Origin of the sequence: Prevotella sp. khp7, assembly GCF_900109055.1 — a bacterium.
GTDB lineage: Bacteria > Bacteroidota > Bacteroidia > Bacteroidales > Bacteroidaceae > Prevotella.
Genome location: NZ_FOIV01000002.1, coordinates 101,895 through 125,080, shown reverse-complemented (window position 1 = coordinate 125,080; position 23,186 = coordinate 101,895). Strand labels below are relative to the sequence as shown.

Annotated in this window: 17 protein-coding genes; 1 reads left to right on the top strand and 16 read right to left on the bottom strand. The window is 47.4% G+C overall.

The genetic code is table 11. The annotated features are described in order from the left end of the window. Positions 1-194: 194 nt before the first annotated feature. The 12 genes from murI to BMX82_RS04165 form a co-directional block, all read right to left on the bottom strand. Positions 195-1,037, bottom strand: a complete 843-nt coding sequence (murI, locus tag BMX82_RS04220; protein WP_036910507.1) for a glutamate racemase — start codon at positions 1,035-1,037, stop codon at positions 195-197. Then, positions 1,024-1,536 carry an OmpH/Skp family outer membrane protein gene (locus BMX82_RS04215; RefSeq protein WP_091766409.1) on the bottom strand — a complete coding sequence of 171 codons (513 nt, stop codon included), beginning with the start codon at positions 1,534-1,536 and terminating at the stop codon, positions 1,024-1,026. Before BMX82_RS04215 ends, murI begins: the two co-directional genes overlap by 14 nt. Before the next feature lies 1 nt (position 1,537). Continuing rightward, on the bottom strand, positions 1,538-2,041 hold the full coding sequence (locus tag BMX82_RS04210; RefSeq protein WP_036910503.1) for an OmpH/Skp family outer membrane protein: 504 nt from the start codon (positions 2,039-2,041) through the stop codon (positions 1,538-1,540). 40 nt (positions 2,042-2,081) lie between these two features. Next, a complete protein-coding gene (locus BMX82_RS04205) occupies positions 2,082-2,591 on the bottom strand; it encodes an OmpH/Skp family outer membrane protein (protein ID WP_036910501.1) in 510 nt (169 codons plus the stop codon). 27 nt (positions 2,592-2,618) lie between these two features. Continuing rightward, positions 2,619-5,288, bottom strand: coding sequence for a BamA/OMP85 family outer membrane protein (locus BMX82_RS04200; RefSeq protein WP_036910499.1), 2,670 nt, complete (start codon positions 5,286-5,288; stop codon positions 2,619-2,621). A 57-nt stretch (positions 5,289-5,345) separates the two neighbouring features. After that, complete coding sequence (locus tag BMX82_RS04195) at positions 5,346-6,092, bottom strand: isoprenyl transferase (protein ID WP_036910497.1); 747 nt, start codon at positions 6,090-6,092, stop codon at positions 5,346-5,348. Between the two features lie 5 nt (positions 6,093-6,097). Continuing rightward, on the bottom strand, positions 6,098-6,769 hold the full coding sequence (locus BMX82_RS04190) for a type IX secretion system protein PorG (RefSeq protein WP_036910495.1): 672 nt from the start codon (positions 6,767-6,769) through the stop codon (positions 6,098-6,100). Between the two features lies 1 nt (position 6,770). Beyond that, on the bottom strand, positions 6,771-7,907 hold the full coding sequence (locus BMX82_RS04185) for a DUF6242 domain-containing protein (RefSeq protein ID WP_091766406.1): 1,137 nt from the start codon (positions 7,905-7,907) through the stop codon (positions 6,771-6,773). A 481-nt stretch (positions 7,908-8,388) separates the two neighbouring features. After that, on the bottom strand, positions 8,389-10,002 hold the full coding sequence (gene pckA / locus BMX82_RS04180) for a phosphoenolpyruvate carboxykinase (ATP) (protein ID WP_036910493.1): 1,614 nt from the start codon (positions 10,000-10,002) through the stop codon (positions 8,389-8,391). Between the two features lie 215 nt (positions 10,003-10,217). After that, positions 10,218-11,093: a carbohydrate kinase family protein gene (locus BMX82_RS04175; RefSeq protein WP_036910492.1), complete on the bottom strand. Its 876-nt coding sequence runs from the start codon at positions 11,091-11,093 to the stop codon at positions 10,218-10,220. Between the two features lie 45 nt (positions 11,094-11,138). Beyond that, positions 11,139-12,290, bottom strand: coding sequence for an MFS transporter (locus BMX82_RS04170; RefSeq protein ID WP_036910491.1), 1,152 nt, complete (start codon positions 12,288-12,290; stop codon positions 11,139-11,141). A gap of 6 nt (positions 12,291-12,296) precedes the next feature. Then, the gene (locus tag BMX82_RS04165; protein WP_091767250.1) at positions 12,297-13,952 is read right to left on the bottom strand and encodes a glycoside hydrolase family 32 protein; all 1,656 of its coding nucleotides are present in this window, start codon (positions 13,950-13,952) and stop codon (positions 12,297-12,299) included. 248 nt (positions 13,953-14,200) lie between these two features. Between BMX82_RS04165 and pepI the strand changes: the two genes are divergently transcribed. Next, on the top strand, positions 14,201-15,091 hold the full coding sequence (gene pepI, locus BMX82_RS04160; protein WP_091766403.1) for a proline iminopeptidase: 891 nt from the start codon (positions 14,201-14,203) through the stop codon (positions 15,089-15,091). Positions 15,092-15,112: 21 nt separating this feature from the next. On the opposite strand, the gene BMX82_RS04155 is transcribed toward pepI, so the two are convergent. The 4 genes from BMX82_RS04155 to BMX82_RS04140 all read right to left on the bottom strand — a co-directional run bounded on the left by BMX82_RS04155 (position 15,113) and on the right by BMX82_RS04140 (position 23,113). After that, positions 15,113-16,636, bottom strand: coding sequence for a glycoside hydrolase family 32 protein (locus BMX82_RS04155; protein WP_051949685.1), 1,524 nt, complete (start codon positions 16,634-16,636; stop codon positions 15,113-15,115). A 24-nt stretch (positions 16,637-16,660) separates the two neighbouring features. Then, positions 16,661-18,157, bottom strand: a complete 1,497-nt coding sequence (locus tag BMX82_RS04150) for a DUF4960 domain-containing protein (RefSeq protein ID WP_091766398.1) — start codon at positions 18,155-18,157, stop codon at positions 16,661-16,663. A gap of 41 nt (positions 18,158-18,198) precedes the next feature. Beyond that, entirely contained in the window at positions 18,199-19,935 is a 1,737-nt protein-coding gene (locus BMX82_RS04145) for a RagB/SusD family nutrient uptake outer membrane protein (RefSeq protein ID WP_091766395.1), read from the bottom strand. Positions 19,936-19,996: 61 nt separating this feature from the next. Then, complete coding sequence (locus tag BMX82_RS04140; protein ID WP_091766392.1) at positions 19,997-23,113, bottom strand: SusC/RagA family TonB-linked outer membrane protein; 3,117 nt, start codon at positions 23,111-23,113, stop codon at positions 19,997-19,999. Positions 23,114-23,186 lie beyond the last annotated feature (73 nt).

Sequence of the window (23,186 nt, the reverse complement as noted above, 5' to 3'; positions counted from 1 at the left end):
GTGATGATTACAATAGTGCAGATGACGGTAGCACAGAAAGAGATTATCGTTTTCACACCTTAATGGACGGTACAAACGCAGTTCGCTGGATATTATGTGACCGAGACGAAGGGCTTTTACCGTGGAGTAGATCCGTGAAGAATTCTTTTGTCAACTGTCGATATGTAAATATTGGGGGAGACGAAATTAATGCATCAGCAAAAGGTCCCTAAGGTGATGTTGTCAACCTTAATAGATTCGTGGAGGAATATCTGGGCTGATTCCTTGAATCTCTCAGGATTCTCAGTTGTAAGGTAGTGGGTCTTCCCGTTTTTTGAGCAGCGCTGTTCTATCTGGGGATGACGTTCAAGGTATTGTTTCAAGCTCTTGGCCACGTATTCGCCTTGAGAAACAATGTGTACGCCTTCAGGGAGATATTTTAGAATTTTCGGCATGAGCAATGGGTAGTGGGTGCAGCCGAGGATGAGGGCATCGATTTGCGGGTCGAGCAGCATAATCTGGTCAATGCGCTTCTTGACGAAATAGTCAGCGCCAGGGGAATTAGCCTCGTTGTATTCTACGAGGGGGACCCAGAAAGGACAGGCTACACCACTTACCTGAATATCAGGATGGAGCTTATTTATCTCAAGATTGTAGCTCTCACTTTTAATGGTCCCCTCGGTGGCAAGCACACCTATATGGCGACTCTTAGTGAGATTACCAATGACTTCGGCCGTAGGTCGAATAATACCAAGTACACGACGTTTGGAATCCCACTTTGGAAGATCGTTCTGCTGAATGGTGCGGAGGGCTTTGGCTGAAGCAGTATTGCAACCTAAGATAACGAGATGACACCCCATCTCGAAAAGTTTTAATACTGCTTGACGGGTAAATTCGTAGACCACGTCGAACGAACGTGATCCATAGGGGGCACGGGCGTTGTCGCCCAAATAAAGATAATCATATTGGGGAAGCAGTTGGCGGATGCCATGAAGAATGGTTAGGCCGCCGTAGCCGCTGTCGAAGACACCGATTGGACCTGGACTACTTGAGAGCATTCTGTACCAGTTGGTTGATATCTTCACCCATTGCAGGGTTGATAAAAGGAAGTGCCTTGATGTCGGTGTCGAGGATAAAGGCGTAACCTTGCTCGCGACCGATTTTCCCAAGTGTTTCGATGAGTTTGATTCGCAATGGAGCCATTGCATTCTGCTCTGCTTGAGCTAACTCCTGACGCCCGTTCTCCTTGAAAGCGATGTTCTTAGCCATCAGTTCCTGTAATTCGGTTTGACGTTTTTGAAGAATGGTCTTTGGAAAATCGCGCTGACCTTCAAGAAAATCTTCGTATTTTTGGTTGAACTCGTCTTCTACTCGTTTGGCTTCAGCCTGATATTGGGCCTGAAGGTCTTTCATCTTCTGCTGTATGGTGGCATAGTCTGGCATCGACTCCAAAGCTGCCTTATAGCTGAGAAAACCAAACCTGAAAGTGTTGTTTTCCTGAGCGAATGTACTCAGGAGAACAAACACGAATATCAAGATGCTTGCGAATCGCTTCATATTACTTCAATCCAAGCTTAGCCTTTACCTGTGCAGTAACATCAGTAGAGAGGGTTGAGCTGATGTAGGGCAGTGAGTTATCTTCCATGATGTAGACATAACCATTTGTTTGACCTACAGACTTGATTGCGTCAAGTACCTTAGCCTGAATAGCCTGCATCTTTTCTTGAGAAGCCTTCTGGAGAGCTTGCTGGTTATCCTGGAAACTCTGCTGAATCTTCTGATACATATCCTGAAGTTCCTGCTGACGACGCTGCTTGATGTTATCAGGCAGTGTGGCTTGCTCCTTGTCGAAGGCCTCACCCTTTTTCTGCAGTTCATCCTGCATGCTCTTCAGGTCTGCCTCATATTGACTCTGGAGGGCTTTGATTTCTGACTCTGCTTTTGAGTACTCAGGCATAGCTTGGATGATTTCCTGAGTATTCACGTGACCGAACTTACTCTGTGCGTTGGCGGTTGTGAAACCGCAAATAGCGCAAATAGCGCAAATAATTAATTTCTTCATTTTCTTTTTCTATTGTTTTTAATTAATATGCTTGTAAAGGTTAGTAACCAAGTTTTCGAAGAACGTCTGAAGAGATGTCAATCTTGGGAGAACCGAAGATGATGCCAGAATTGCTGGCACGATCGAGTACCAACTGATAGCCACGCTGGTCAGCGATGTCCTTGACGGCATTGTAGACCTCATCCTGAATAGGCGACATCAAAGCTGTGCGCTTCTTGAAGAGTTCGCCCTCAGGCCCAAAATACTGTTTCTTTAAATCTGCAGCCTGCTTCTCTTTCTCAACGATAGCATCCTGCTTAGCTTTCTTCTGTTCTTTAGAAAGGAAGACAACCTCGTTCTGATAGTTCTTATAGAGAGTTTGGGCTTCGGTATTCAGGGCATCGACTTCTGCCTGCCACTGTTTGGAAACCTGATTTAACTGTTCGTTAGCACGTTCGTAGGCGGGGATGTTTTTGAGGATATACTCCATATCCACCACGGCAAACTTCTGTGCTGAGGATGACATGCAACCGCAAAAGGCACAGATTAAGCAGATTATCAATTTCTTCATAAGCTTCTTTCTTTTTATTGTTACACTTTAAAATTCCTGTCCGAGAATGAAGTGGAAGTTGCTGCCGCCGCGTGATTGTGCTCCTGACTGGTTGGTATAAACCTTGTCGAAACCATAAGCCCAGTCGATACCCATCAGACCAACCATCGGGAGGTAGATGCGCACACCGATACCTGCAGATCGTTTCATCTTGAAGGGGTTGAAGTTTTTGGCATTGGCCCATGCATTACCGCCTTCGAGGAAGCCTAGTCCGTAAATGGTAGTGTTGCCCAACATGAACGGATAACGCAGTTCAAGTGTGAAGCGGTCGTAGGCGTAAGAGTTGTATGACGAGATGGATCGTCCATTCATCATCTCCTCATAGGCCGAAGAGTAAGACAGTGAACCGTTTTCATAACCACGTAGACCGATGGTTTCCTCTGAGTAGCCGTATGAATATCCGCTCATACCATCACCTCCTACGTAGAAGGTCTCGAATGGCGAACGCTTGTCCTTGTTGTAACTGCCTAGCAGTCCCATTTCTACACGGGTCATCAGCACAAAGCATTTCTGTCCACCTGTAAGAGCAGTAAAGGTACGACTCTTGAACTTCCACTTGTGATACTCAATCCAGCGGTAAACATCCTGCAACTCGTCTTCGTAAGTTGCCGAGCTTGAGTTCTTGGCCAGATTGGCATAGTCCTTCTTGTCGAACAACGACCAAGGTGGCGTAACTGTCACCGACGCCATGAATTCAGAGCCATGACGTGGGAAGAGCTGGTTGTCGGTAGAGGTACGCGACAAAGTGAGGCCTAAGTTGATGTTGTTACAATTACCATTGTGGATATAGAAATAGCTCCAGTCGCGCAACATATAGCGTGTGTAGCCAAGTTGTGCAGAGAACTGGAAGAAATCGTCAGGCCAACGTAGGCGCTTGCCCCATCCGAGAGATGCACCGAATACTGTCATGGTCTTATCGTCGTCGAGCATCGAATCGTAGTTCATATAGTAGGGGTTATAACCAGTATATCCGTAATTGTACATAGCATAGTTGTTGTAGAATGCGTTATTACGGTAGTAGCTGGAAATATCGCTTTGCTTGGAATAGAATGCTCCGATGCTCAAACTGTTCGGGCGTTTACCGCCAAACCAGTTAGTACCATAGTTAGCACTCAATGAGCTATAATAGCTACCATTGGTCTGGAAACTGAATCCAAGCTGCTCTCCATCGCCATAAGGCAGGATGCCACGATGGAGTTTGTTCTTGCCGAAGAGGTTGCGGATAGAGAAGTTGTTAAACTTGATACCAACCTTACCGATAATACCCGTCTGTCCCCAACCAAGCGAAAACTCCAACTGGTCATTACTTTTCTGCTCAAGTGCCCAGTTAACATCTACGGTACCATCTTCATAGTTGGGCTTGATATCGGGAGCTACCTTCTCCGGATCGAAGAATCCCATGGAGGCTATATCACGGGCAGAACGTTGCAGGGCTTCCTTGTTGAATAAATCGCCAGGCTTTGTGCGGAGTTCACGACGTACAACCTCCTCGTAAAGTCGGTCATTACCATAGATACGTACATGGTTCAAGTGAGCCTGTGGACCTTCTATGACGCGCATCTCGACATCGATAGAGTCACCATCGATATTCACTTCTACTGGCTCGATGTTCGAGAATACGTAACCATTGTTGTAATAGTAGTTACCAGCAGCATCGTCGTCTTCTTTTAATCGTTTATTCATCTGCTTCTGGTTGTATACATCGCCTCGTTTCATGCCGAGCACGGCATTCAAGTAGTCTGTGGAAACAACGGTGTTACCTACCCATGTAATATTGCGAACATAGTACTTGTCTCCCTCGTCCACTTTTACATATACGTTGACATGTTTGTCGTCGAAGCCGTAGACGGAATCCTCAATGATGGAAGCATCACGGAAACCAAGTTCATTATACTTCTCAATCAATGCCTGTTTTGCTTCCTTGTAACGCTCGTCGGTGAATTTCTTCGATTTGAAGATGTTATTGAACTTGTTGGCTTCGTGAATTTTACCGAAAGCACCTTTGCCGAAGAGTGAACCCTTGATTCTTCCATCGGTAAGTTTGTCATTACCGTCGAATATAATCTGGTGTACACGCATTTTGTCTTTCTTGTCGATATTAACATCGAGGACAACCTGATTAGTTCCTTCTTGCTCGCGCTGGAGAATCTCAATCTCTGCATTCTTATAGCCTTTATCATCGAAATATTTCTTGGCAAGAATCTTGGCACGGTCAACGATATTACGAGTAAGACTCATACCTTTCACCATACCTAATTTTGCTTCCATGTCTTCGCGCTCAGCCTTCTTGATGCCATTATAGTTAATAGCACTGATACGAGGACGCATGCCTAAGTGTATGCAGAGGTAAATCTTAGAGCCAACGATAGAGTCTGCTGTGATACTGACTTTCGAGAATAGACCGTTGCGCCAATAGCGTTTGACGGCTTCAGTAATCTGACTGCCAGGCACTTCGATTTCCTGTCCGATAGTCAGACCGGAAAGGCCTGTAAGTACATAGTCTTCGTAGCCATCAACACCTTCAACAGCTATACCGGCAATCTCGCAGGTACGTGGTGTACCTGCGTATGAGATGTCAGGGCTTATAATTTTATCCTGAGCAGTGATGTTTAAAGGTAAAAAGGTAAAAATGCAAAGAGCTAAGACGCCTTTTATCATTGCCCGTACCTTATTAATAATATTATATGTCACTTTATGATTATACTTTTATCTTATTTATTTTTTCTCTTCTTCAGCCTCTACCTGTGCTTCGGTTTTCCCAAAGCGGCGCTGGCGACTTTGATAACTATATATGGCCTTATGAAGGTCTTCCTCCATGAAGTCAGGCCAATATGTATCGCAGAAATACAATTCAGAATAGGCAATTTGCCAGAGTAGATAATTTGAAATACGTAATTCACCTCCAGTACGGATGAGTAACTCGGGATCTGGCATGAAGTTTGTCCAAAGACGATCGTTGATGGTGTCTTCGGTAATATCGCAGATATTCAATTTCCCATCTTTTACTTCCTGTGCAATCTTGCGGGTGACTGCGGTTAGCTCTAACTTTGAAGAGTAGCTCAAAGCTACCACCATTGTCATTGCTGTATTACCTGCGGTGTGTGTCTCTGTTTCGGCCAGTTTTTTATTGACAGCTTCCGGAATGCGTGAACGGTCGCCGACAACGCGGAAACGCACATTGTTTTTCATGAATATCTCATCCTCAAGCGATGTAAGCACCAGTCCCATTAGGGCTGCCACCTCATTGGCTGGGCGATTCCAATTCTCCGTGGAGAAGGTATATAGGGTGAGGAACTTCACGCCTAAGCGGGTACATTCAGAGGTGATGCGACGTACGGCATCGACACCGGCCTGATGGCCGAAACTACGATCCTTACCCCGTTCGGTGGCCCAGCGGCCATTGCCGTCCATAATGATGGCAATGTGCTGAGGAATGCGGTTCATGTCCAAAAGTTCTTTCATATATCTTAATCTCTATCGTTATTACACGTTTTACATTTTGCAAAGAAGTCGTAAGTCAATGCTACTTGAAGAGTACTATAGCAGTCGCTGTTCTTGAAGAATCCGCTGCTCTTGATACCATAGACATCGCTTCTGCCGTCCAACTTGTCACTCGGTGTAAAGTGCATTACCCATTCTGCTGTCAAGTTCAGCCGTTGTCCGAGTTTGTATTTGATACCTGCGCCGATAGGCAGGTTGGCTGTTATACCATTCTGATCTTCTCCATAGAGGGTAGCTCCTAGCCCTACTGTGATGAAAGGTGTTAGCCGGCGTGCTCCTCTATACTCCTCTCCTGTCCCATATGCCCAGAAGTTGTATTCAAAGCGCAAGTCTGTTTCCGAAATGCGATGATTGAACTCATAGTGTTCTGTAGGATACCATGTGTTGACATCGTCAGTCGAGCCTTTAACCTTTCCTGTCCCTATATTTATGGCCACTGCCATTCGAGGGTTTAAGCGATACTTTGCGAGAATTGTTCCGTAAGACTGCATTCCTTTAGCAAGGCTGCTATTAAAATCCCCTACGTAGGTAATCAATCCGAGACCTGCACCCAGTTCCATCCTGTATTCAGGTTCTTCTTGAGCATGTGTGGCTATTGAGAGTGCCACCATGAAGATACCTACTATAAATTTTCTCACTCTATTCTATCATTTGGCCTCGCCATACTTCACCGGTATCTTTACCAACAAGCCAGAGATAACCATTGTCATCAGTCGTGGCAATGAGGTTATAGGTCCCGATTTCATGGGGGAGGGTGTATGTGTATGTTGTTTTCCAGGTGAGACCCTGGTCGCGACTTACGTAGATTTTACCGTCGTTACCAATGGCGAGAGCCTTGCCATTGAAATATACAAGGTTTAGGTTTTCCATTTTGGGCAGATAATATACATTGTTGCTTTCTACAGGCAGAAATACCCATTTGGAAGGCTGACTACGGAAAGAAAACTCGTTAATCTTACGCCATACTACGCAAGCTTTGTCGTAAAAGTCGTTTGCGCCAACCAACAACTGGTAGTCTGTAGAGTCATTAGCAGCAAAAGGCCATGAAGTAAAGGCGAAATTGGTGAATGGCAACAGCGAGGTGTTGTTGTCGCTTTCTTCTTCTTTCCAACTTGTGCCATTGTCTTTGCTGACCATCAGCTTTCCATTGATGTTGTAGGCGTATGCTTCTGCTCTGCCTGCACCGATAAACTGCTTGAGGCCTACAGCGGCTATACGCTGTTCCCAGATTGCCTTTTTTGGGTCTATAGGCATATCAGTAAGAGATTTCTGCTCCCAAATTATCTTGCTGCTTTCAACCTGATGTACGTTAATTGTCAATTGATAAGAGCGGAAGTTGTTACCGTCCTGAGCATAGACACGAATCTCTTTTGCCTTGGTCATGTCGATAGAATCGGTGTTGCTGAAGTACATCAGAGAGTCTGTTCCTGAATTTGCAAGGTAGTTAATAACAATCGTGCCGCTATTGATGCTAGTAATGTTGGCTAGAACATGTTTTATATCACAATCAGATGGCAACGAGTCTGTATTGTATATCTTGTGCTGATACTGGTCGATAGTGAAAACAACGGGGTTTGTCAAGGTCTTCTTATATACAGAGTCAGTACCTAACGATGAAGTCGTATGTATATAACGGTTTACTACCGACAGAGAGAAGGCGCTGACGGCTGTATCACTATAATATTCCTTGTCGTTGTCGTCGTCAGAATTGAGACATGAAGTGCATATAAGCATCCCCAACGTTAGGAAACAGAGCATTTGGATATATCGTTTCATTGAATCTAATATCAATTTTGTTGCATTTTGGCTGCAAATTTACCAACAATTCCTCAAAAATAAGTCATTTTCACCTTATAATTAAAGAAAATATGCCATAATTTGACCGATTTTAAGTTAGTTTTGTTTTTCTGTCTTTTATTTTTTCATTTTTTCATTAAAAAAGAGTGTGGTATGATCCCTCACCCCACACTCTTTTTCAACGGAAATTGGCTTCACCCTCGCTTTTTTATCGAACGCTGGTGTGCATTAATGTTATAATGCTTAGCACGGAGGCAATAACAACCGCCGCCAACATGACCGTTGTTTGAAAATCTAATAACATAATCTTTACCTTAAAAATCTAACTACTAACCTAATGAATAAAGAAATAATCTCACGATTACATATGCAAAGGTAATGGTTTTTGTCGAAGCGTGCAATGAAATAAGGGTGATTTCAGAAGAAACCACCCTTTATTTGATGTAAGTCAAATTCTCTATTAGAGCTTAGGACCAGCAGCTACCAGAGCCTTACCAGCCTCGTTGCCCTCGTACTTCTTGAAGTTCTTGATGAAGCGTGCAGCCAGATCCTTAGCCTTCTCCTCCCACTCAGCAGCAGTAGCGTAAGTGTCGCGAGGATCAAGGATAGCAGGATTTACGTTAGGCAGCTCTGTTGGAACCTCGAAGTCGAAGAAAGGAACCTTCTTTGTAGGAGCCTTCAGGATGCTTCCGTCCAGGATAGCGTCGATGATACCACGTGTATCGGGGATAGAGATACGCTTACCGGTACCGTTCCAACCAGTGTTAACGAGGTATGCCTTAGCACCGCTCTTCTCCATCTTCTTAACCAGCTCCTCAGCATACTTTGTTGGGTGCAGCTCCAGGAATGCCTGGCCGAAGCAAGCAGAGAATGTTGGAGTTGGCTCTGTGATACCACGCTCTGTACCAGCCAGCTTAGCTGTGAAACCAGACAGGAAGTAGTACTTGGTCTGCTCTGGAGTCAGGATAGATACTGGAGGCAGTACACCGAATGCGTCAGCACTCAGGAAGATTACGTTCTTAGCATCAGGACCAGCGCTCTTGCCGTTTACCTTCTGAGCAATCTTCTCGATGTGGTCGATAGGATATGATACACGAGTATTCTCGGTTACGCTCTTATCAGCGAAGTCAATCTTGCCGTCAGCAGCTACAGTTACGTTCTCCAGAAGAGCGTTACGCTTGATAGCGCCGTAGATGTCAGGCTCGTTCTCCTTGCTCAGGTTGATAACCTTAGCATAGCAACCGCCCTCGAGGTTGAATACACCCTCGTCGTCCCATCCGTGCTCGTCGTCACCAATCAGCAGACGCTTTGGATCGGTTGACAGAGTGGTCTTACCTGTACCAGACAGACCGAAGAAGATTGCGGTGTTCTTACCCTCCATGTCGGTGTTAGCAGAGCAGTGCATTGAAGCGATACCCTGCAGAGGCAGATAGTAGTTCTGCATAGAGAACATACCCTTCTTCATCTCACCACCATACCACGTGTTGATGATGCACTGCTCGCGGCTTGTTGTGTTGAAGGCAACACAAGTCTCTGAGTTCAGACCCAGCTCCTTGTAGTTCTCAACCTTTGCCTTAGAAGCGTTATAGATGACGAAGTTAGGCTCGAACTTCTCCAGCTCCTCAGCAGTTGGCTGGATAAACATGTTCTTTACGAAGTGAGCCTGCCAAGCAACCTCAACGATGAAACGAACAGCCAGACGTGTAGCCTCGTTAGCACCGCAGAAAGCGTCGACTACATAAAGCTCCTTGTTGCAGAGCTCCTTGATAGCGATCTCCTTAACCTTGGCCCAAACCTCCTCGCTCATGGGGTGGTTGTCGTTCTTGTACTCCTCAGTTGTCCACCATACCTTGTCCTGGCTCTGTGCATCCTTAACGATGTACTTATCCTTAGGTGAACGGCCGGTGTAGATACCAGTCATTACGTTAACAGCGTTGAGCTCGGTGTTTACGCCCTTGTCGAAACCCTCGAGTCCAGCCTTGGTCTCTTCCTTGAAAAGCTCCTCATACGATGGATTGTGTGCAATTACGGTAGAACCTGTAATGCCATACTGAGTCAAATCTAACTTTGCCATATTACTAATCTTTATTTTAAGTTGTGAATATTATCCTTTTGTTATATATAACTTTTTTGAAAAGCGCTGCAAAGATACAAATTATTATTGAATTGACAAGTGGCATTTAGCAATATTTTGTGCGCACACGATTCTTTTTAGGTTAAAGAAGCTAAAAAAAAACGTCGGAGTAGCGCTTTTGCCACTCCGACATATCATTTTCTGATTTTGGATATTTACTTTTTTAGCTCATCTGGAATCACAGGCATGGCGCCGTTCTGGGTGCATACAAAGGCACTTACTCTGACGGCGATTTTATGGGCTTCCTGAACAGGCAGACCGTTGATGATCGAGGCGCAGAACGAACCTGTAAACGAGTCGCCGGCACCTACGGTATCGGCTACCTCCACCTTTGGTGTTTCCTGGAATGAGCACAGACCATCGTCGGTGAAAACATACGAGCCATTGGTGCCACAGGTCAGTACCAGCATTTTTAAGTGGTAGTCCTCTACAATCTGGTGGCAAGTGTCGCGCATGTCCAGACTGTCGTAGCCAAACATGCGGTTGACAACAACTAACTCTTCATCGTTGATTTTTAGGATGTTGCAGATGCAGAACGAGTCCTCGAGAATCTCTTTCGAGTAGAACTGCTGACGCAGGTTGATGTCGCAGATTTTTAAACAGTCTTCTGGCGTGGCGTCCAGGAATTTACGGATGTTCTCTCGGCTTATCACGTTGCGTTGTGCCAGTGATCCGAAACAAACGGCACGGGCATTCTTGGCTATCTCCTCCATCTCATTGGTAAAGGGGATATTGTCCCATGCTACGTTTTCCTTAATGTCATAGGTGGGTATGCCGTCGCCCGTTAGCGTCACTTGTACCGTACCGGTAGGATAGGGTACCTGGGGCATCAGGTAGTTTAGGTTGTGCTCTTTCAGCGCCTCAATGGTCTCCTCGGCCAGCGCGTCGTCGCCAAGTGCGCTGATGGCAATAGTGTCCAATCCGAACTGTGCTGTATGATAGGCGAAATTTGCTGGTGCACCACCCAGTTTCTTGCCTTCGGGCAGAACATCCCATAAAGCCTCGCCGAGGCCAACGATATATCTCTTCATAATACTTATGATTTTAAATTCTTACCTTTTTACTGTTTTACCTTTTTATTTTTTTACCTTTCCAACGTAGGTAAACAGATAAACCACGCCAATAGCCATGACTGCTACTGCTCCAGCCTGTCCGATGGCATCGCTGGCAAATCCCATCATCAGTGGGAAAATCGTACCTCCAAACAAGCCCATAATCATCAAACCCGACACCTCGTTCTGCTTCTGTGGCATGGCTGTGAGTGCCTGTGCAAAACAGATAGAGAAGATATTTGAGTTGCCGTAGCCCACCAGGGCGATAGCTGTATAGAGCGTCCATTTCTCAGTGCCAATAAACAGTCCGCACATTGACAGTGCCATCATGATCACACTGATCACAAAGAAGGTGCGGTTAGGCAATACACGCAGGAAGAAAGAGCCGGTCAGGCAACCGATGGTACGGAAGATAAAGTACAGGCTGGTAGCGAACGCAGCATCGTTCAGGGTCAGCCCCAATCGCTCCATCAGGATTTTTGGTGCTGTGGTGTTGGTACCTACGTCGATACCTACATGGCACATGATTCCGAAGAATGACAGCAGTACGATAGGGGTACCCAGTAGTTTCAGGCACTCGGTGAATGTCGAAGCCTTACCTTCGCTCTTCTCCTCTTCCTCAATTGGGGTTACTGCCAACAGCGCTGCTGCCAGGATACCTACGATGAAGTAGATGGCAAAGAGTACGCGCCAGTCATATCCGAATGAGGGTAGAACCTGTGTGGCACCCCACATGGCCAAATATGGTGCCAGGAACGAGGCGATGGCTTTGATGAACTGCCCAAAGGTGAGTGTCGATGCCAGGTTGCCACCTCTCATCACGGTTGATACCAGCGGGTTCAGCGATGTCTGCATCAGGGCGTTTCCAATACCCAGAAGCGAAAACGCACAGAGCATGATAGCGAAAGTCTCGCCAAATAGGGGTAGCAGTAGTGATATGATCGTTACTGCAAGGGATAGCAGTACGGTGTTTTTTCTGCCTATTTTGTTCATCAGCATTCCCGTGGGCACGCTGAAGATTAGAAACCAGAAAAAGACGAGTGATGGGAACACGTTGGCTACAGAGTCACTCAGTTGGAGGTCTTCTTTTACATAGTTCGATGCGATGCCAACCAGGTCAACAAAGCCCATGGCAAAGAAGCAGAACATCACAGGGATAAGCGCAAATTTCTTCATATGTCTTTACTTTATTTCGTAGATTGTTACTTTGCCACCTTTTACCTTAATATTATTATAAGGCTCGGATGGGAATACTAAATTGGTCATAGCCATTTTTCCCTCGGCATCGAAAGCTTCAATGCTGCAGCGGTCGATAAACAGGCGCAACTGCTTGATGGTGCCGTATGTCGGGGCTGTGGTCACGCAAGGGAATGCTTCGCTAAAGTTAACGATACCGCTCTTGGTACGGTCCATCTTGAACGACTGTCTGGGAGCGTCGTAGGTCATCACTACCTGCTCACCTTTAGCGTTCGACAGTATGATTTCTGCTTGATTCTTGAGGTCGATCACTATTTCACAGGCATCTGTCGGTTTCTTTATCTTTGCGCCACGAACGGCCAGCATCTCTTTTGATGGCGTCACACTGACGTAGGTTTCTTCGCCGCAGGTAAAGAGACCTAAGTCGCGGGGAATAGAGTTGGCTGAGCGATATTGCTTGGTGGGTACTTGATTGGCATACTGCCAGTTGCTCATCCATGCCAGCACTACATGCCGCTTCTCCGGGGCATTGTAGAACGATACCGTGGCATAGTGGTCTTTACCATAGTCGAGCCATTTCGTAACCTTGGGCATCGACTCGCAAGTAAACTTATGGCCGTCAAACTGACCCACGAAATACTGTGTGGCGCTGCCGCCGAAGGGGCCTCCGGGGTTGATGTTGCAGATAAGCACCCACTTGTCGCCAATCTGAATCAGGTCGGGACACTCCCATACGCCACCGTGATTGCCATACTCCTGACCGAAACCTGACTCGTATTTCCAGTCTTTCAGGTTCTCTGACGAGTAGAGCTGCATCTCCTGACCTACTGCCAGAATCATGATCCAACGTTTGGTGCCTTCAAACCAGAATACATTGGGGTCGCGGAAGTCGGGCTTGTCGCTGGTCAGTATAGGGTTTCCTTCATATTTCTTAAACGTCATTCCACCGTCGTTAGAGATAGCCATCGACTGTGTCTGGTGGTGACCGGCTGAGGTGTAGAAGGCTACGACATCATCTCCGTTGGTGATACATGAGCCACTGAAGATGCTACCCAACCAGTCGGGCTCGAAAGTCAGTGGCTGTGCTTCCCAATGCACCAGGTCTTTCGACGTAGAGTGCCCCCAGTGCATGTTCTCCCATTGTGAACCATAAGGGTTGTACTGATAGAAGAGATGCCATACACCATCTTGATAGAACATCCCATTCGGGTCATTCATCCAACCATAAGCTGGGGTGTGATGATATACGGGGCGGAAATGCTCACGGTTTGTGGTGTCATATGTATCGGAGTATTTGATTTCCTTCCAACAGGCAAACTCAGCAACAGCACCTTTGAGTCGGCGATCGCCATGAAACTCGACGTCAAGCAGCTTGGCATCTCGCAACTCGTAGGGCACATAATAGTCAACACGATCAACTGCCAGTTTCACATTGATGCGTTGCATCATCTCGTTCTTCCCGTTCAGTACGGCAATCGCCGCAATGTCTTCTGTCTCCTGTACAGGCAGCAGCAAGTATTTGCTTGGTTGTTCCACTCGTAGCATCACATGCTTTTCGCCAAGCACCATAGGTGTTACCTGTGCCATTGCCGATACATAAGTCAGCACTGTGGCAACTGTCATGAGTACTGTTTTTCTCATTTTGCTATTCATTATTTGTTGTACGATTTTAGATTTTTGCTGCAAATGTACTATAAATCATATTTATACCCTATAATTTATGTTACATTTCCTACGAAAAATCGTTCATTGCAACATTTTTCTGTGCAATGAACGATTATTGATAGATATCTCTCTTCAATCTGATACCTCTGGGTTCATCCAACTCTGATATGAAATTAATCGCCACAAAATTTGGATATTAACAGAAAAAAGCCTATATTTGCGACATGAACAACAGTCAAAAGATTAAAGAGGGATATATGCCCTTTATGGGATACAAAACCTACTACCGCATCGTGGGTGAAGTATCAGAGAAAGCGCCTTTGTTGTTACTTCACGGTGGCCCTGGGAGTACGCATAACTATTTCGAGGTGCTCGATAGTATCGCCGACACGGGGCGGCAGGTCATCTCCTACGATCAGATAGGTTGTGGCAACTCCTATCTCGATGGTCACCCTGAGTTGTGGACCCAGAAGACCTGGATCGACGAACTCATCGCCATCCGTGAATATCTGCATCTTGACTCTGTGCATATTCTTGGTCAGTCGTGGGGCGCCATGCAGGCTATTGCGTATGTCGTTGACCATCAGCCAGCAGGTATCAAATCGCTTATTCTTTCTTCTGGTCATGCTTCCAGCAGTCTCTGGGCCAGTGAGCAGCATCGACTTATCAAATATCTGTCGGCCGAAGACCAGGCTGCCATCAGTCGTGCTGAGGCTACGGGCAAATGGGATGATCCCGACTACCTGCGCGCCAACGAGCATTACTTCGAGCAGTTTGTGATAAGTGTAGATGAACATTCGCCCGAATGCCTCAAGCGTCCGAAGCGTTCAGGTACAGAAGCCTACCTCTATGGCTGGGGACCTAATGAGTATCAGCCCCTTGGTAGTCTGAAGGACTTCGAATATACGGATCAGTTAGGTCAAATCTCTCAGCCAACCCTCATCTGTAGTGGCACGCGCGACATCTGTACCCCCGTGGTAGCCGCTTCGCTTTACGAGCATATACCAAGCAGCAGGTGGCATTTGTTCCGCCACTCCCGTCACACCTGTTTTATTGATGCTCACAAGGAGTATTGTCAAGTGCTCACCTGCTGGCTGCAAGAGAATGATTGCTAGAAAGCGATCATACTTGTATTTTTACCAAATTCTGCTGAGTTGACGGACTTCAGCCTCGTAATCAGCACCAGTAATATTCAGGTTGTTATAAATACTCTGGGGGAAGACGAGATTGGTCATCGACATGGTACCCTCCTTCGTCAAAATTTCCACCGACGACTGATCGACAAAGAGGTCGAGTGTCACCTTATTGCCATCGGTATTGAGTGGAGCCTGCATCGAAGGAATGGAGAAACTGCCATTGAAATTCGTTCGGCCAGTTGTGGCATTGCGATGAACCTTGAGCGTGCGGGCTGTAGCAAGGATGTCTATCACGTACTTCTCGTCGCTATTATTGCTCAGCGTTATCGTCGAATTCTTATCGAGATTTATCGTCAGGCGTAGCTGATAGGCATCTTTGGCGTCAATAGTGGCATTAGCCTTCTGCCAACTGCCTGCAATCTTGTCAATCTCGTTCACTACAGGACAGCAGAGCAATGGTTTGCCTGCATATTCAGTTAGCTTCAGTTCACGAGGCAGCGTCATAGCCGAGCGCCAAGGCGAACAAGGCACATCGCCTGCATAGCTCCAGTTGTTCATCCACCCCATCAGCACTTTCCTGTCGCCGGTATTGCTCCAGGTCACGCCTGCATAGTTGTCCATACCATAGTCGAGCCAAAGCGGATAGTCGAGTGCGTCGGCTTTGAATTCCTTGCCGTCGAACTGTCCTACGAAGTACATGGTGCCAGAGCCCAATATCGGACCTCCTGGGTTCACGCTAACTATGAGCACCCACTTATCACCGAACTGTAGCAGATCAGGGCACTCCCATTGCAGGTCGGGACGACCAGGCAGGTCCATCACAAACGTGCTTAGCTTGTTCCATGTTTTCATGTCGGTAGAGCCAAAAAACTCAATGCCTTTGCTCCAGCCTTTGGCCAGCGACATAATCCATTGCTGTGAGTCGGCATGCCAGAATACTTTGGGGTCACGTTGGCGGTCATCATTATTTTTGATAACGGGGTTGGCGGTGTAGCGTGTAAAGTTCTTACCTCCATCGGTAGAGTAGGCCATACTCTGCTGTTGTCCAGCATCACTGGCCGAGGTGTAGAATGCTATCATGGCACCTGCACCGAAACCTGCGGTATTGTTTGCGTCGATGACTGCCGAACCAGAGAAGATGTCGCCTAATTCATCGCGTGTCAGGGCTACAGCCTGCTCAGTCCAGTGAATCATGTCGGTACTGGTGGCATGGCCCCACGACATGTTGCCCCAGCTGTTACCCTGTGGATTGTATTGGTAGAACAGATGATATACGCCATCTGCATACACCATACCGTTGGGGTCATTCATCCAGTTTTTAGCTGGTGTGAAGTGTATCTGTGGACGAAATAATTCTGTGTAACTGCTTGGTGTAGGTGCAGGAGGGGGCACAGGATCCACGGGCGTTGGTGGCTCGGGAGCAGGTTGTTCTTTCTTGGGATCATCACTTGAACAACCAAGAATGGTAACCGCCATACCAGCGGTTACCATCATTGCAGAAAAGAAATTCAAGAATTTCTTCATGATCTTTATCACTAACTCAAATTATTATCGTGTCTTCAGATATTCAAGAGAGTTCTTGGCGAGCGTAAGGACATTGTCCTGATAGATATTGTTCTTTGGATGAGCACTCTTGTCAGGAGTACCGTCGGCATTCTTCATCGAGAACTCGCAGCCACCGTTACCGATACAGAGCAGTGTGCCCTTGAACTCGGTGTTGCCCTGCTGAGCCTCCCAGACATTCATCTGACTTACCCACCAGATCTGACTGTCCCATGTGCCGAGTGGATATACGCCAAAGGTGCTGGTGCACTGGGCATAGCAGGCTTCCTCGGTGTTGCCGATACCTGTCCACAGACTAGGCAGATTGAAGTACAGACAGTTGTGGTCCTCAGTCCAACCTGGTCCCTTGAAGGCAATGAGTTTGGTGTCGGGAGTGGTTTCTACTTCCAGACCCTTATAGATGGGGTGAGAAGAGTGATCTTTCTTGAACTTGTGATCGGGATTCAACTCAACAGCCATCTTCCACACGTCGTTGTTGATGCCACCCTCACCGAATCCGAAGGCATGGTCGTTGCCCTTCATCTCATCGAGATTGATACGTCCCAGGTGTCCTGCATATACGGTGGCATGACTCCACAGCAGCATGCTTCCGCCGTTCTTATACCACTCCTTGATGATAGGTGTGGCAGCTTGTACGTCGGTAGGAATATTCCATACGTCACTTTCGCTGACACCCTCAAGGTCGCGCAGCCAGAACAGCACACGGAATGGCTCAATGACGTCGGCAGACGTGATGCTTGCGAATGGAACAAACTGTGCTGTAGGATAGGTCTCGTGCAGCCAGAGCCAAGCCGAAGCCTCGTCGTCGTCGCCCTTCTCTACTAGCTCATCTGGAGTGGCGTAGATGCTCAGGAAGCCGATGGCGGTCTTACCGATACGGAGCGATGATGTGGTTGACAGCGATGTGCCCTTTTCGTTCTGGGCTACCAGTTTCACCTCCCAAGTGTCGCCTGTCTCAACGTCCTTAATGAGATATTGGGTGTCGGTACCAGCCAGCGTTTCTGTAATGGTTCTTACACCGTTAGTGGCAGTCAGTATGATACTTGTGGCATCGGTTGCCTTGTTCCAAGTAACCAAGGCATCGTAACCGCCGTCTTTGTCAAGCTGACTCATCTGTACGCCACTGATGCTGCTTGCACCTTCGCGGGTGTAGTTCTTGACAACACCGGCAGATACGTTGCTGCCATCGGTCAGTTTGAACACATACTCAAATGCCACGTTGGTGGGCACATTCTTATGTGTAAAGGTATTGCCGCTGACGGTCTCTGTATTCGAAATGGTTCCATTGCGGTAGATCGCAACTCGCATCTGAGCGTTCTGGGCTGGCCACGACCAGATGTAGTCGTCGCCCGACTGTTGACCTGTGATCTGTGATGCATCGGGAGCACTGAGCTTCATGGCCTCACGGTCGATGTCCTTGTCCTGACAGGCGGTCAGGACTAAGGCAAACATCGCCATTATAATGAATGATATCTTTTTCATAATCCTTAATTATCAATTGTCAATTATCAATTATCCATTTATTAATTGTATCCCTTGTTCTGGGTGTAAAGACCAGGAACGTAGTAGAGCTGGATGTAAGGCAGTGGGAAGTACTCATTCTTGCCTGGCGTAAAGTGGGCATCCTTATAATACTGGGCGTATGTCTGTTCGTTGTAAACAACATCTTTCTCGGTCTCAAAGAATGCATTCAGGGTCTTCGAAGCAATACCCCAGCGGCGCAGGTCGAAGAAGCGGTTGCTCTCCATGGCCATCTCCAAGCGACGCTCCCACTGCAGACACTTACGGGCAGTCTCCTTATCTTGGAAATACGAGGTGGGATAGAGGGCAATCTTGCACTGGTCGGCAGCGTATGCAATGTGCTTGGCTACAGAATTCTTAGCACGCTGACGGATATTGTTGATGATGGTACGAGCCTCTTCCAGTGAGCCTGTTTCAATCAGTGCCTCTGCACGCATTAGCATCACGTCGGTATAGCGCAGTACATAGTCGTTCATGGCGAATGCCTGCCATGGGTTGTCGAATGTCTCGCCCTTAGAACGCTGTGGCACTTCCTTCAGAGAGGCATAGTAGCCATAGGTGTTTGGTGTACGAGAGTTGTCGGTAGTCATGGTGTACTGAGCCTCGTATTTGTATGGGAATGTAGGCATACCTACTGTGTGGAACAAACGTGGATCCCACTTCTGGGCTGTTGGCACACCGTTGATAGGATAGTCGATCTGATCGTTATAATTATCAAACATGGGCAGACCGTCCTTGGTCTTGAATGCGTTCACCAGGTTCTGTGTGGGCTTGTGGAAGTCCCAACCGCACGACCAGATACCCCAGCAGCCATTCAGCATGTTACTCCAGTTGGCGCGTCCATACAGGGTGTTGTCGTCCTGATAGTCAGAATGCTGGACAGCGAAGATGCTCTCTTTTGAATTCTTGTACTCAGGCAGGAAGATATCGCCGAAGTCCTCCAGATAGCCATACTGTGAGTTGGCAACCTCCTGTGTGTATTTCAGTACTTCCTGCATATACTGACTGTTGATATGGCTTACGCCGGTATTGGCCTCGTAGCCGTCGCCCCAAGCCATGGTCAGGTAGCACTTAGCCAGATAAGCTGCAGCTGCTATCTTGTTGGCACGTCCACCCTGCTGCTGTTGTACAGGCAGTACATCGTAGGCGGCCTTGAAGTCTGCTACAATCTTCTGCATCAGCTCTTCGTGTGAAAACTCATCGTTACGGGTCTGCTCCTCAGAGTGAACCTTGTAAACCTCTTCGTCGATCCAGGGCACCTGATTCCAGAGCTGCACCAGCTTGAAATAGAAGTGGGCACGGAGAAAACGAACCTCGCCTTCGCGGATGGCCTTTGTTTGTTCGTCCATAGTCGTACTGTTGGCCAGTGATACCAATGCACGGTTACAACGGCTGATTGAACAATAGAAGTGATACCACAATTCGTCCATATGATCGGGCGTAGAAGCTGTCAGGGTTGACCATACCTCTACTGGGTGGTAGTTTGTATCTGTAGTACCCGAACCGCCTTTCATGGCATCGTCTGATGATACGTCGCCATAAGGCCAGAGGTTAAACGGATAGGTGTACCAGTCGTCGCCCAATTTGGCGTAAGCAGCAGTCACCATCTCTTCGGGCTGACTCATGGCAATGTCTTCATTGATAACACCCTTTGGAGTTACGTCGATGAAATCGTTGCACGATGTGAGCGTACCGCAAACGATCAGACCTGCGCAGATTGCTTGATATATTGTCTTCATAATTGTATTGCTATTAAAAACTTTAATCCTTCAATTCTTTAATCCTTCAGTTCTTCAATCCTTAGAAACTTGCCTGGAGTCCAAGTGAGATGCTGGTACTGTTAGGATACATCCAGCGTGGGTTCTCTGGATCTGAACAGGTGAGTGAGCTGCTCTTGATAGTCAGCAGGTTATGACCTGAAACATATACACGAGCGCTCGACATGTTCAGCTTGTTGATAAAACTCTTTGGCAGATTGTAACCCAACTGTACCTGACGTAATTTGGCGTAAGAACCATTCTCTACAAAGTAGGTCGAGGTGCGGTTCTCATTACCAGTGTTGTTGGTTGTCAAGGCTGGGATGGTACTGCTGGTGTTGGCAGTGGTCCATGCACCCAGCATACGGTTACCCTTGTTCGAACCGGCATCGGTCAGACTGTAGAAGTCGGTTTGGAACTTTTGGTCGTTATATACATCCTGACCAGCTACGCCTTGCCAGAACATGTTGAAATCAAAGTTCTTATAACTCAGGTCCACATTCAAACCCCATGAGTAGTTGGGTACTGGATTGAAAATCCAAGTCTGGTCCTGCTCGTTGATGACACCATTACCATCCAGGTCGGCATACTTCAAACCGCCTACACGGGCATTGTCCTGACCGCTTGCGATAACCTCCTCACGGGTCCGGAATAATCCGTCAACCACGTAACCAACGATAGAGCCATAGGGCTTCTTCGATTCTACCAGATTCTGCTTGGCTGTGTGAACGTAAGAACCCGTTGTGGTCTCAGGCAGATAGGTCACCTTTGAACGGTAGAAATCGATGTTTCCATTGATATTGTACTGCAAACCGTATTGTGTCGTATGACGGTAGCCGAGTGCCAACTCCATACCCCAGTTCTGCAGACTTGGACCGTTCAGCCAGCTGGCACCACCTTCACCCATCGAACCCAGATAGGCAGGGTTGATCAGCATATCTTTCACCTTTTTAATATAGGTATCGAATGTACCATAGAGTGAGCTGCCGAAGAAACGGAAGTCGAGACCAGCGTTCCACTGCTCGGTAGTCTCCCACTTCAGGTTGTTGTTCTGGGCCTGTGTGGCACGGAATCCTGAAGGGAATATGCCGCTGCCGGCCAGATTCAGGTCGTAGGCAGTCGATTCGTTACGTCCACCACCGTAGGTAGCAGCATAAAGACCGTAGCGTGCATAGTTCGAGATAGCCTGGTTACCAGTCTGTCCCCATGATGCACGAATCTTCAGATCGTCAATCCAACTCAGTTTCAAGTGCTGTGAGATACGATAACCGAGTGTGGCAGCAGGGAAGGTACCGTAGCGGTTGTTCTCACCAAAGCGGCTAGAACCGTCGTGACGGATAGTGAACGAAGCCAGTACCAGATCCTTGAAGTTATAATCGAGCTTGCCGAAGAATGATACCAGATTGTAGCCCTCCTGCATACCAGTTGCACGCTGTGTACCGGTGGCTGCGTCGGGATACATATAGTCGTAGTTCTCAATGGCAAACATCTGTGCGTAGGCATTCGACCAGTCATTGATATCTCTGTGGAGCTCCATACCACCCAGTACGATGAACGAATGGTCGGTACCAAGTGTGAAGTTATAGTTGGCAGTGTTCGACCAGGTCCACTTAACCGATGTCTTAGCACCCATGTTGGCTGATGGGGTAGAGTTGTTTACCACGTCAGAGTGCCAGGTGTATGTCACGCTGTGGATATTCTCCGACCAGAGGTCGAGACCGAAGTTAGAACGTAACAGCAGACCCTTGATAGGCTCCACGTTGACGTAGGCGTTGCCAAAGATGCGCCACATCTTCAGGCGGTTGTCGCGGTTGTGATACAACTCACGAAGTGGGTTCTGACGGTCGCTCATACCACCTACTGGCCCCGAGAATGTTACACCGTCCTCCTCATAAACAGGCAGTGTTGGCGACATCTTCAAGGCATTCTCCAGAGGCTGACAGTCAACCTGGTTAGAATATGTGATAGTGGCATTCTCACCTATGGTCACCAATTTGTTGACCTTGAAGCTGGTGTTGATACGACCAGAGAAACTCTCAAAATCGGTGTATTTCAGAATACCCATGTTTTTCTTGTATCCGAATGAGAACAGTGCCGACGACTTCTCGGTAGCGTTCGAGATAGACAGGTCGTAGTTCTGTGAGAAACCGGTGCGCGAAATCTCCTTCAACCAGTCGGTATTGCTGAAACGCATGGTTCTCTTAGCGTTCATAAATCCGTCGTACAAACCGTTCACGGTGAAACTCTCCATCTGTCCTGTGGCGGGGTTGTAAGCCGAGATGGGTGTGCCATTGGCTGCATGCAGTGTCAAACCATAGTTGTTGGCGTATGCCTCAGGATTCAGTCCGTCGTTCATGGCAGCCTGAGCCATAGCAGTCGCATATTCGGCAGTGTTCGACAGCTTCATCATGCTCTGCTTATTGTAGAACTGAGCTGTCAGGTTGGCCGAGAAGTCCACTTTTACTTTGTCGCCCTTCTTGCCGCTACGGGTAGTGATGATAATCACACCATTGGCAGCACGGCTACCATAGATAGAGGCCGAAGCAGCATCCTTCAAAACCTGCATCGACTCGATATCGTTCATGTTCAGCGTGTTCAGATTGGTCGTTGTGGGCACGCCGTCGATAACGAACAGTGGGTCCTGTGATGAATTGAACGATCCGATACCACGGATACGAACAGTACCTGCTCCTACAGGTGAACCATTGCTCGTGATGGTCATACCTGGCACCTTACCCTGCAGTGCTCGCATGGGGTCGGTGTCCGACGAGGTCTTGAGGTCCTTGGTCTCTACTACTGATACCGAACCAGTCAGATCGGCCTTACGCTGGGTCTGGTAACCGGTTACTACCACCTCTGCCAGTTCCTTGGCATTGTCTTTCAGTGTAACCTTCATGCCATTCTTGGCGGGATGCTCCTGTGTCTCAAAACCAATGTACGAGAATACGAGGGGGGCACCCTCAATCACCTTTACACTAAAGTTACCGTCGAAATCGGTAATTGTACCGCTCGTGGTACCTTTCACCATCACTGTGGCGCCGATAATGGGCTCGCCAGTAGCATCGACCACAGTTCCGCTAATCTGCGTTTGCGCGTACATCATAGTTGTACACACGAGCATGAGTGCAAAACTCAGAAATCGTTTCTTTAGTTGTTTCATTGTCGCTTGTTTTAATTGTTAGTACTCAAATCTGATTTTAAATTCTGCACAAAATTACTAATATATTGTGCGT

What these genes read in the sequence shown, in the direction of transcription:
- murI (WP_036910507.1), bottom strand. Translation starts at nt 1,037, where the DNA reads ATGCTCTCAAGTAGTCCAGGTCCAATCGGTGTCTTCGACAGCGGCTAC.
- BMX82_RS04215 (WP_091766409.1), bottom strand. Translation starts at nt 1,536, where the DNA reads ATGAAGCGATTCGCAAGCATCTTGATATTCGTGTTTGTTCTCCTGAGT.
- BMX82_RS04210 (WP_036910503.1), bottom strand. Translation starts at nt 2,041, where the DNA reads ATGAAGAAATTAATTATTTGCGCTATTTGCGCTATTTGCGGTTTCACA.
- BMX82_RS04205 (WP_036910501.1), bottom strand. Translation starts at nt 2,591, where the DNA reads ATGAAGAAATTGATAATCTGCTTAATCTGTGCCTTTTGCGGTTGCATG.
- BMX82_RS04200 (WP_036910499.1), bottom strand. Translation starts at nt 5,288, where the DNA reads ATGATAAAAGGCGTCTTAGCTCTTTGCATTTTTACCTTTTTACCTTTA.
- BMX82_RS04195 (WP_036910497.1), bottom strand. Translation starts at nt 6,092, where the DNA reads ATGAAAGAACTTTTGGACATGAACCGCATTCCTCAGCACATTGCCATC.
- BMX82_RS04185 (WP_091766406.1), bottom strand. Translation starts at nt 7,907, where the DNA reads ATGAAACGATATATCCAAATGCTCTGTTTCCTAACGTTGGGGATGCTT.
- pckA (WP_036910493.1), bottom strand. Translation starts at nt 10,002, where the DNA reads ATGGCAAAGTTAGATTTGACTCAGTATGGCATTACAGGTTCTACCGTA.
- BMX82_RS04175 (WP_036910492.1), bottom strand. Translation starts at nt 11,093, where the DNA reads ATGAAGAGATATATCGTTGGCCTCGGCGAGGCTTTATGGGATGTTCTG.
- BMX82_RS04170 (WP_036910491.1), bottom strand. Translation starts at nt 12,290, where the DNA reads ATGAAGAAATTTGCGCTTATCCCTGTGATGTTCTGCTTCTTTGCCATG.
- BMX82_RS04165 (WP_091767250.1), bottom strand. Translation starts at nt 13,952, where the DNA reads ATGAGAAAAACAGTACTCATGACAGTTGCCACAGTGCTGACTTATGTA.
- pepI (WP_091766403.1), top strand. Translation starts at nt 14,201, where the DNA reads ATGAACAACAGTCAAAAGATTAAAGAGGGATATATGCCCTTTATGGGA.
- BMX82_RS04155 (WP_051949685.1), bottom strand. Translation starts at nt 16,636, where the DNA reads ATGAAGAAATTCTTGAATTTCTTTTCTGCAATGATGGTAACCGCTGGT.
- BMX82_RS04150 (WP_091766398.1), bottom strand. Translation starts at nt 18,157, where the DNA reads ATGAAAAAGATATCATTCATTATAATGGCGATGTTTGCCTTAGTCCTG.
- BMX82_RS04145 (WP_091766395.1), bottom strand. Translation starts at nt 19,935, where the DNA reads ATGAAGACAATATATCAAGCAATCTGCGCAGGTCTGATCGTTTGCGGT.
- BMX82_RS04140 (WP_091766392.1), bottom strand. Translation starts at nt 23,113, where the DNA reads ATGAAACAACTAAAGAAACGATTTCTGAGTTTTGCACTCATGCTCGTG.